8 protein-coding genes and 1 pseudogene are annotated in these 9350 nt (G+C 64.6%); 6 read left to right on the top strand and 3 right to left on the bottom strand.

Annotated features, from left to right (window positions below):
• Positions 1-148 precede the first annotated feature (148 nt).
• Both VGV41_RS04605 and VGV41_RS04600 read left to right on the top strand, forming a co-directional pair.
• Complete coding sequence (locus VGV41_RS04605) at positions 149-1129, top strand: IS1595 family transposase (RefSeq protein WP_326862477.1); 981 nt, start codon at positions 149-151, stop codon at positions 1127-1129.
• A 1-nt stretch (position 1130) separates the two neighbouring features.
• Positions 1131-1580: a hypothetical protein gene (locus VGV41_RS04600; protein ID WP_326862476.1), complete on the top strand. Its 450-nt coding sequence runs from the start codon at positions 1131-1133 to the stop codon at positions 1578-1580.
• A gap of 250 nt (positions 1581-1830) precedes the next feature.
• Here VGV41_RS04600 and VGV41_RS04595 read toward each other — a convergent pair whose 3' ends face one another.
• Entirely contained in the window at positions 1831-2010 is a 180-nt protein-coding gene (locus VGV41_RS04595) for a hypothetical protein (RefSeq protein ID WP_326862475.1), read from the bottom strand.
• Positions 2011-2080: 70 nt separating this feature from the next.
• Positions 2081-2251 carry a hypothetical protein gene (locus VGV41_RS04590; RefSeq protein WP_326862474.1) on the bottom strand — a complete coding sequence of 57 codons (171 nt, stop codon included), beginning with the start codon at positions 2249-2251 and terminating at the stop codon, positions 2081-2083.
• Positions 2252-2423: 172 nt separating this feature from the next.
• On the opposite strand from VGV41_RS04590, the pseudogene dprA reads away from it, so the two are divergent.
• From dprA to VGV41_RS04575, 3 genes and pseudogenes are all read left to right on the top strand, one after another.
• A pseudogene (dprA, locus tag VGV41_RS04585) lies at positions 2424-3458 on the top strand (DNA-processing protein DprA); the annotation flags it as partial.
• Positions 3459-3485: 27 nt separating this feature from the next.
• Positions 3486-4664 (top strand): lytic murein transglycosylase, encoded by a 1179-nt coding sequence (locus VGV41_RS04580; RefSeq protein ID WP_326862473.1) that lies wholly within the window; start codon positions 3486-3488, stop codon positions 4662-4664.
• 66 nt (positions 4665-4730) lie between these two features.
• Positions 4731-5543 (top strand): class I SAM-dependent methyltransferase, encoded by an 813-nt coding sequence (locus tag VGV41_RS04575; protein WP_326862472.1) that lies wholly within the window; start codon positions 4731-4733, stop codon positions 5541-5543.
• Positions 5544-6118: 575 nt separating this feature from the next.
• Here the strand turns inward: VGV41_RS04575 and VGV41_RS04570 are convergent.
• Complete coding sequence (locus VGV41_RS04570) at positions 6119-6316, bottom strand: hypothetical protein (RefSeq protein ID WP_326862471.1); 198 nt, start codon at positions 6314-6316, stop codon at positions 6119-6121.
• Between the two features lie 285 nt (positions 6317-6601).
• Between VGV41_RS04570 and topA the strand changes: the two genes are divergently transcribed.
• Positions 6602-9313 carry a type I DNA topoisomerase gene (gene topA, locus VGV41_RS04565; protein WP_326862470.1) on the top strand — a complete coding sequence of 904 codons (2712 nt, stop codon included), beginning with the start codon at positions 6602-6604 and terminating at the stop codon, positions 9311-9313.
• Positions 9314-9350: the final 37 nt, after the last annotated feature.

The raw sequence follows: 9350 nt of genomic DNA, 5'->3' as shown, positions 1-9350 counted from the left end.
GGCACGCTCCGCCCATTCATCTTCCGAGCCGATGCCCATTGGAGCCATCCTGTCATATTCGACCCCTGTCACATACGACAGTTTGTGCTTGACGGCAAGCGCCGATCCTGTCATAAGTGACAGCAGTCGAAAACGACAGGTTAGACCGATGGCCCAACACTTCCTCCTCTCCCGCGCTGCCAAGTCCCTCTCGCTGGCCAGCATCTTCACGATGAAGGATGAGGAAGCCGAAATGGCCTTCCGCCGGGTCCGTTGGGCCGATACCGATGGTGCGCCGGTCTGCCCGCACTGCGGCGGCACCGACGCCTATGACTGCCGCCGCCTGAAGGGCGCGCCGCGCTTCCGCTGCCGGGCTTGCGTGAAGGATTTCAGCATCACGTCCGGCACGCTGTTTGCCAGCCACAAGCTGCCCCTGCGCTGCTATCTCGCCGCCATCGCGATCTTCTGCAATGAGGTCAAGGGCAAGTCGGCGCTGGCGCTCTCCCGGGATCTGAATGTCTCCTACAAGTGCGCGTTTGTGCTGCTGCATAAGCTGCGCGAGGCCATGGCGGAGGAATTGAAGGGCCGCGTGGTCGGCGGCGAAGGCAAGGTGGCGGAGGTCGATGCCGGTTACTTTGGCGGCTACGTCAAGCCCGCGAACAAGCGCGAGCACCGCGCAGACCGGCGGCTCGCGGCCAATCAGTCCGGCAAGCGCAAGGCCGTCATCATCGTGCGCGAGCGCGGCGGAAACTCGGTCCCGGCGGTGTTCAAGTCGGAAAAGGCGGCGCTGAATTTCATCCGCTCGCGCATCGCCCACGGGACCCTCGTGAATGCCGATGAAAGCCCGAACTGGAACGAGTTGCATGCCCGCTTCGAAATGAAGCGCATCAACCACGAGGAAGCCTATTCGCAGGATGGTGCCTGCACGAATTGGGCCGAGGAATTTTTCAGCCGTATGCGCCGGGCCGAGATTGGCCACCACCACCATATCGCGGGCCAGTACCTCCTCCGCTATGCGCAGGAAGCCTCATGGCGCGAGGACAATCGCCGCGAGAGCAACGGCACTCAGGTTGACCGTCTCGCCGGGCTGGCGATGAAGCAGAAAAAGTCGGTCGACTTCACCGGCTACTGGCAGCGTCACGAGGTCTGAAATGCCGCGCGCTCACATTGCCACGAAACAGGCTACCTACACCCTCGACATGCTTCACCGCGAACTGGCGGGAAAGGTGCAGCAGAACAAGGCCGAGGCCGAACGGCTGCACGAGGCCATGAAGCACGTCGAGGCCGTGATTAAGCTTCTCAATCCGGCGCACAAGCTCAATCGCATTGCCGTGCGGCGGCGGAAGCCGAACCCGTATTTCAAGCGCGGGACGGTCTTTCGTGCAGCACTGGAGGTACTACGCCGCACAGATGGTCCGCTGACGGCTCATGACGTGGCGCTGGCCATGCTGGACGCCAAGGGCGTCAAAAACGCACCGGCAGAGGCCGTGCGCGATCTGGAAGGGGCTGTGCGGGCCAGCCTGCGCGGCAGCGATGCCGTTGTGGGGATCGGAAAGCATCCGACGCAATGGAGGCTCACAAATGACGCGGATAAGGCCTAATCGTTGGGCTGCGCCAGATCAGATTTCTTGATCTCGATTGACCTCATTCCGTGAGCAAGGATGAGCCATGCCCTCGCAGCGGAGATCAGACGGTTGGCGCGCCGTTTATCGCACTGACGTTCTGCCTCGGCTAATTTCGCTTCAGCTATCGTCTGACATTCGACAGATGTGTACATGCCCACGATGCTATCGATTGCGCGTGGCCGGCATCTGTTCAAAACAGACCACTAGAGGCAAAATAGGCCGGCACCTATCCTTGCATCCGTCGCGCGACGGTCTCGCTCGTCCGCAGTTCCGCCAGCATATGTCTTAATTGGCGTTCGGCGTCGGCGCATTCGTGACCATCGCGCTTAAGCGCCTCGATGGTGTTGCGTTGCTGGTCTATCTTTTCTCGCAATGACAGCAGTCGTTCCTTGGGTAGTTCGCTCATGTCATCCTCCCCGAGCGCCTAATTCGCTAAGGGGACTAGAGCACTCCGGTAGGGCTCTGTCTGTCAATACCTACCGTGGATCGAGTAATTTACGAGTGACCCTTGCTTCGGCCTCCCGGGCGAGGGCGCGCCATTGCGCGGCAAGGTCTAGCCAGCGTGCGCGGTTGGGGTCGCTCGCCGCCGTCTTCGCCATTTGCTCGGCTTCTTCGGCAAGTTTCTGGAAGTCATCCACAGTCTGCATATTTTTCTTATAAACGTGTCGGGTGTCCGACAGAAGCCCTTCGCGGATAATACTTCCTGAAAAGGGTCCACCCCTCATTTCGAAAGAGGCCAGAGAGGATGGAAAGGGGCCAGTACCCAAAATAGGTCGCGGCGGCCTAGAAGAAGCTTGTGGCGTTTGCGCCATAATACCGGGACCACGCACCTTCCGCGAACTGATCAATCATTTCGGCGGCGCCCGCGCCGCACTCGAGGCGCTGCCGCAACTGGCGCGCCGTGGCGGCGCGGCTGGCACGCGCATCTGCTCGCAGGCCGAGGCTGAAAAAGAATTGAGCGCCGCCCGCGCCCGCGGCATCGCCCTCGTCGCGCTCGGCGAGCCCGACTATCCACCGCGGTTGCAGATGATCGACGACCCGCCGCCACTGCTGGCAGTGGATGGCGAACACGCCATCCTCACGCGCCATCTCGTCGCCATCGTCGGCTCGCGCAATGCTTCGGCCGCCGGCATGAAATTCGCGGCCACGCTGGCGCGCGATCTCGGCGCCGCCGGTTACGGCATCGTCTCCGGGCTGGCGCGCGGCATCGACGCGGCCGCGCACCGCGCCTCGCTCGATAGCGGCACGGTGGCGGTGCTCGCTGGCGGACACGAGCGCATCTACCCGGCCGAGCATGTGCAATTGGCGCAGGCGATCGTAGCGCAGGGCGCGACTGTCTCGGAAATGCCGCTCACCTGGGAGCCGCGCGCCCACGACTTCCCGCGCCGTAACCGCCTGATCTCCGGCCTCGCCGTCGGCGTCGTCATCGTCGAGGCGGCGCGGCGCTCGGGCTCGCTGATCACCGCGCGCATGGCCGGCGAACAGGGACGCGAGGTCTTCGCCGTGCCGGGCTCGCCGCTCGATCCACGGGCCGAAGGCACCAACGGCCTTTTGAAGCAGGGCGCGATCATGGTGACCGCGGCCGACGACGTGCTCGCCGCGCTGGCCCCGATCCACGGCCGCGACCTCGATCAGCCGATGGAGGAGCCGGAACGCGAGACCGCGGCGCCGAGCGAGCCGAGCGAGGACGAGCGCGGCCGCATCATCGGCCTCCTCGGCCCCGCGCCCTGCTCGATCGACGACCTGGTGCGGCTATCGCGCTCGTCGCCGGCGATCGTGCGCATGGTGCTGCTCGAATTGGAGCTTGCCGGCCGGCTCGATCGGCACGGCGGTGGCCTGGTGTCGCTGGTGTAAGATACCGCCCGAATCGAGGGACCGCCGGTGAAGCCGATCCGAGGGGCCGTGCTGCTGCTCGCGCTGCTCTGCGCCCTGCCGGCGCGGGCACAGGAGCCGTTTGCCAATTTCGTGCGCGACCTGTGGCCGGACGCGCAGCAAAAGGGCGTCACGCGCGCGACCTTCGATCTGGCGATGCACGGCGTGACGCCCGACGAGCGCGTCATCGCGGCGACCCGCAAGCAGCCGGAATACGGCAAGCCGGTCGGCGATTACATTGCTGCTTTGGTCTCACGCAGCCGCATGACGCGGGGCGAAGCGAAGGCGCGCGAATGGGCCGGCACGTTCGACAAGATCGAGAAGCAGTTCGGCGTGGAGCGCTGGGTGCTGCTGGCGCTGTGGGGCATGGAGACCGACTACGGCGCAGCCAAGGATCGCTGGGACGTCTTCCGCTCGCTGTCGACGCTCGATTACGTCAACTATCGCCACCCCTACTTCCGCAACGAACTGTTCGTGGCGATGCGCATCATGCAGGACGGCCACCTCGCCCGCGCGCAGATGGTGTCGTCCTGGGCCGGCGCCATGGGGCAGACGCAGTTCATGCCGTCGAACTACGTCGACTACGCCATCGACTTCTCCGGCGACGGCCGCGCCGACATCTGGAACAACGTGCCGGATGTGCTCGGCTCGACCGCCAACTATTTGCACAAAGGCGGCTGGAAGCACGGCCTGCCCTGGGGCTTCGAGGTGAGCATTCCGCCGCGCTTCGATTACATGAAGAGCCGCGGCTCCTACGAGGACTGGCGCCGCGTCGGTGTGCGCCGCGCCGACGGCAAGCCGTTCCCGGCAAGCGGCAACGGCATCCTCTTCTTCCCCAGCGGCGCGAAGGGGCCAGCCTTCATCGTCACGCCGAACTACGACGTGCTCAAGGAGTACAACAACTCCGACGCCTACGCGATCGCCGTCGGTCATCTCGCGGACCGGCTTGCCGGCGGCGGCCCGTTCAAAAGCCATTGGCCTGCCGACGATCATCCCCTGTCGCGCGACGCCCGCATTGCCCTGCAGAAAAAGCTCGCCACGCTCGGCTATGACGTGAAGGATTTCGAGGGCCACGTCGATTTCGACCTGCGCGACAACATCCGCGCCGAGCAGAAGAAGCTCGGCATGGTGCCCGACGGCAATCCGACCCCGGCGCTGCTGGAGAAGTTCGGCATCAACCTCCGCTGACGCGGGTGACAGCGGACGATGCTGTCGTCATCATGCACCCCTCGCACGGCTGAGGGGTGACAAGCCATGTTGGAAACTGACAAGGTCTTTGCCGGCTCGATCCCGGAAAACTACGACCGCCATATGGTGCCGTTGATATTCGAGCCTTATGCCGCGGACCTTGCACAACGCGCCGCGTCCTTGTCACCAAGCGCCATTCTGGAAACCGCCGCGGGCAGCGGCGTCGTCACCCGCGCTTTGGCGCCAAGATTGTCGCCCGGCGCGCGCTATGTCGTCACCGACCTCAACCGGCCGATGCTCGACTATGCGGCGTCACAACAAGCGCGCGACAGCCGCATCACCTGGCGCCAGGCCGATGCCCTGACACTGCCGTTCGACGATGCGACGTTCGACGTCGTGTGTTGCCAGTTCGGCGCCATGTTCTTTCCCGACCGCAAATCCGGCTATCGTGAAGCAAAGCGCGTCCTGAAGCCGGGCGGACATTTTCTCTTCAGCGTTTGGGATCGTATCGAGGAGAATATCTTTGCGGACGATGTGACGAATGCTCTTGCCGAGATTTTTCCGAACGATCCACCGCGCTTTCTGGCGCGCACGCCGCACGGCTACCACGATACGGACCTGATCCGTCGCGAGTTGGAAGACGCGGGTTTCTCCAGCGTGGTCATCGAGACGCGGGCCGAACAAAGCCGCGCATCCTCGCCCCGCGTTCCGGCCGTTGCCTATTGTCAGGGGACTCTTCTGCGCAACGAGATCGAGGCGAGAGAGGCGGGAAAACTGGACGCCGCAACGGACCACGCGACACAGGCGATTGCGGAACGGCATGGCAGCGGCGAGGTTGCCGCCAAGATCCAGGCACACGTCATCATGGCTGCGGCCTAGCTTTGAATAGCCCCCTGCTCGTCAGGGCTGCACCACCACTCATGAGCAATCCGAACGGCGCGGGCCGTTCCGTCCTTTCGCGGCCACGCCAGACAGCGGCGCCGAGCGAGAGGCGGGTCGCCGCGCGCCTGGAACCGAACCCGCGGGCGAACCGGAGGTCGGTTTTGAACGCCGTCGGCTCAGGGACGTTGACCGCCGTGACGAGCCAACACATCCGTTCGCTTCCGCACGGAGAGTTTCGACATGTGCGGTTTCCCAAACTGCCTGGTGTTCATGACGTGCGACCTGCAAAGCGGATGCTGGGAATGCGACATCGAAAGCGACGAAAGTCGTTCGGCCCGGCGCCCATCCCGAGGTCTGACCCGTCAGGCCGGCGGCATTCGAAAAACCCAGCATCGAGCCGTCCAACCGCTTCCGGCAGAAGCGAGCGCAGAGTCGCTTTTGCATGGGACCAGCCGATAGGCCTCAATCGAGATCCGAAAGAGCCCAGCTGATCGGGCAGCCTTCGGTTCGGAACGCCAGCCCCGATGGCAAGCCGACCGGCCCTGTGGAGAATCGCGCCAAACCTGTGATGATCAGCGGCGGACCACCGGCCCGCCCTGACGCGCGGCGCTCTCCGCTTCCAGCCGCACCATCTCGAGGAGGTAGCCGATGGTGTCGAGCCCGGAGCGGCGGGCAAGGGCGGCAAGATCGGCGGACAGCGTCGCGACGTAGCTCGCGACCGCCGAGCGGCCGTTCGGTTCGAAACTGTTTTTCGGATTGTTTGTCGACACCCGAGTCCCGCTCCGTTCGACCTTACGTCGCCCTGCAACCGAAGATACACAACGCCGTGGAAAAGTTAATCCTATAAGTCGTATCATATCTAAAATACATCTTATGGTTGTAATCGAGCGTAAAAGATTACGGCCCCGTTTGTGCCAGATTTGACTGCTCTGAGCGCGCCCGCGTCGAGGCGCCCATTTGACTTGAAGGGGGCGCTTCCCCATGTTCCCGGCGGTACCGGCGCCGATTCCGCCCGTTACCGACCCTGGCTTTCGCCAGTAAACCATTGGATTTACATGAATATCGTCGTTGTTGAGTCGCCGGCCAAGGCGAAGACGATCAACAAATATCTGGGCCCCGACTACGAGGTGCTGGCCTCCTTTGGCCATATCCGCGACCTGCCGGCCAAGGACGGTTCGGTCGATCCCGAGCAAGACTTCCGCATGATCTGGGAGGTCGACGCCAAGTCGAACCAGCGCGTCAACGACATCGCCCGGGCGCTCAAGGGCGCCGACAAGCTCATCCTCGCCACCGACCCGGATCGCGAAGGCGAGGCCATCTCCTGGCACGTCCTGGAAGTGCTCCGCCAGAAGAAGGCGCTGACCAAGCAGCCGGTCGAGCGCGTCGTGTTCAATGCCATTACCAAGCAGTCGATCCTCGATGCGATGAAGCATCCACGCGCGATCGACACCGCTTTGGTAGACGCCTATCTGGCGCGCCGCGCGCTCGATTATCTCGTCGGCTTCACGCTCTCGCCGGTGCTCTGGCGCAAACTGCCGGGCGCCCGCTCGGCCGGCCGCGTGCAGTCGGTGGCGCTACGCCTCGTCTGCGACCGCGAGCTCGAGATCGAGAAGTTCGTCGCGCGCGAATACTGGTCGATCGTCGCCAGGCTCGCGACGCCGCGCAACGACGTGTTCGAGGCGCGCCTCGTCGGCGCCGACGGGCAGAAGATCCAGCGTCTCGACATCGGCTCCGGCGCGGAAGCCGAAGCCTTCACCCGCGATCTCGAGAACGCCGCCTTCAAGGTCGTCTCGGTCGAGGCCAAGCCCGCGCGGCGCAATCCGCCGCCGCCGTTCACGACCTCGACGATGCAGCAGGAAGCGAGCCGCAAGCTCGGCTTCTCGCCGGCGCACACGATGCGGCTGGCGCAGCGTCTCTACGAAGGCATCGACATCGGCGGCGAGACCGTCGGCCTCATCACCTATATGCGGACCGACGGCATCGACATGGCGCCGGAGGCGATCACGGCCGTGCGCGGCATGATCGGCAAGCAGTACGGCAAGGATTACGTGCCGGATGCACCGCGCCAGTACCAGAACAAGTCGAAGAACGCGCAGGAAGCCCACGAAGCCGTGCGTCCGACCGATCCGAACCGGCTCCCGAACAACGTGGCACGCAGTCTCGACCGCGATCAGGCCCGCCTCTACGAACTGATCTGGAATCGCGCGGTGGCGAGCCAGATGCAGGGGGCCGAGCTCGAGCGCACCACCGTCGATATCGCGGCGAAGGTGGGCGCGCGCAATATCGAGCTGCGCGCCACCGGCCAGGTGGTGAAGTTCGACGGCTTCCTCACGCTCTACCAGGAAGGTCAGGACGAGGCCGCCGATGACGATGAATCGCGCCGCCTGCCCGCCGTGAATGAGGGCGAGGCGCTCGCCAAGCAGGCGATCACCTCGACGCAGCATTTCACCGAGCCGCCGCCGCGCTATTCGGAAGCCGCTCTCGTCAAGCGCATGGAGGAGCTCGGCATCGGCCGTCCCTCGACCTACGCCGCCATCCTGCAGGTGCTGCAGGACCGCGGTTACGTGCGCATAGACAAGAAGCGACTGATGCCCGAGGACAAGGGCCGCGTCGTCGTCGGCTTTCTCGAGAGCTTCTTTCAGAAATACGTCGAATATGATTTCACCGCCAATCTCGAAGAGCAGCTCGACCGCGTGTCTAACAACGAGGTCGCGTGGAAGACGGTGCTGCACGACTTCTGGACCGACTTCATCGGCGCGGTGAACGACATCAAGGAGTTGCGCGTCACCAACGTGCTCGACGCGCTCAACGACCTGCTCGAGCCGCACATCTTCCCGCAGCCGGCGGACGGCAGCGATCGCCGCAAGTGCCCGAACTGCGAGACCGGCAAGCTCTCGCTCAAGCTCGGCCGCTTCGGCGCCTTCATCGGCTGCTCGAACTATCCGGAATGCAACTTCACCCGGCAGATGACGCCGGGTGCGCAAGGCGGCGTTTCCGGCACCAAGGTGATCGGCGAGGATCCGGCGACCGGCCTCGAAGTGACCTTGCGCGGCGGCCGCTTCGGCCCCTATCTGCAGCTCGGCGAAGCGTCGAAAGAGAAGGATGCGGAGAAACCAAAACGCGCCGGCATTCCGAAGGGCGTGACGCCCGACGACGTCGATCTGGAAAAGGCGCTCGGCCTGCTAGCGCTGCCGCGCGACGTCGGCCCGCATCCGGAAGACGGCGAGATGATCGTCGCCGGCATCGGCCGCTTTGGCCCTTACGTGAAACACGGCAAGGTCTACGCCAGCCTCGAGGACGGCGACGAGGTGATGACCGTCGGCCTCAACCGCGCCGTCACGCTCATCGCCGAGAAGAAGCTCAAGCCCGGCCGCAGCCGCTTCGGCGCCGATCCCGGCAAACCGCTCGGCGACCATCCCGACAAGGGCGGGCCGATCGTGGTCAAGAAGGGCCGCTACGGCCCTTACGTCAGCCATGACGGCGTCAACGCGACGCTGCCGAACGACATCACGCCGGAGATGGTGACGCTCGAGCAGGCGGTATCGCTGATCGATGCGCGCGCCGCGATGGGCGGCGGCAAGAAGAAGGGCAAGGCGAAAGCTGCGCCGAAGAAGGCCAAGGCGGACAAGGCGGAGGCCAAGCCCGAAGCGGCGGCTTCGACCGCCCGTCGCGCCGCGGGCCGCAAGACCGCCTCCGGCAAAGCGGTCAAGGCCGCCGCGCCGAAGAAGGCTGCGCCCAAACCCGCGCGCAAGAAGGCGGCGGACTGAGCCTCACTACACACTCCGCTCGTCCCCGCGCGTAGAC

It is taken from the genome of Pseudolabrys sp., assembly GCF_035943735.1.
Taxonomy (GTDB): domain Bacteria; phylum Pseudomonadota; class Alphaproteobacteria; order Rhizobiales; family Xanthobacteraceae; genus Pseudolabrys.
This window is presented reverse-complemented; position numbering and strand designations above follow the sequence as displayed.

What these genes read in the sequence shown, in the direction of transcription:
- VGV41_RS04605 (WP_326862477.1), top strand. Translation starts at nt 149, where the DNA reads ATGGCCCAACACTTCCTCCTCTCCCGCGCTGCCAAGTCCCTCTCGCTG.
- VGV41_RS04600 (WP_326862476.1), top strand. Translation starts at nt 1,131, where the DNA reads ATGCCGCGCGCTCACATTGCCACGAAACAGGCTACCTACACCCTCGAC.
- VGV41_RS04595 (WP_326862475.1), bottom strand. Translation starts at nt 2,010, where the DNA reads ATGAGCGAACTACCCAAGGAACGACTGCTGTCATTGCGAGAAAAGATA.
- VGV41_RS04590 (WP_326862474.1), bottom strand. Translation starts at nt 2,251, where the DNA reads ATGCAGACTGTGGATGACTTCCAGAAACTTGCCGAAGAAGCCGAGCAA.
- VGV41_RS04575 (WP_326862472.1), top strand. Translation starts at nt 4,731, where the DNA reads ATGTTGGAAACTGACAAGGTCTTTGCCGGCTCGATCCCGGAAAACTAC.
- topA (WP_326862470.1), top strand. Translation starts at nt 6,602, where the DNA reads ATGAATATCGTCGTTGTTGAGTCGCCGGCCAAGGCGAAGACGATCAAC.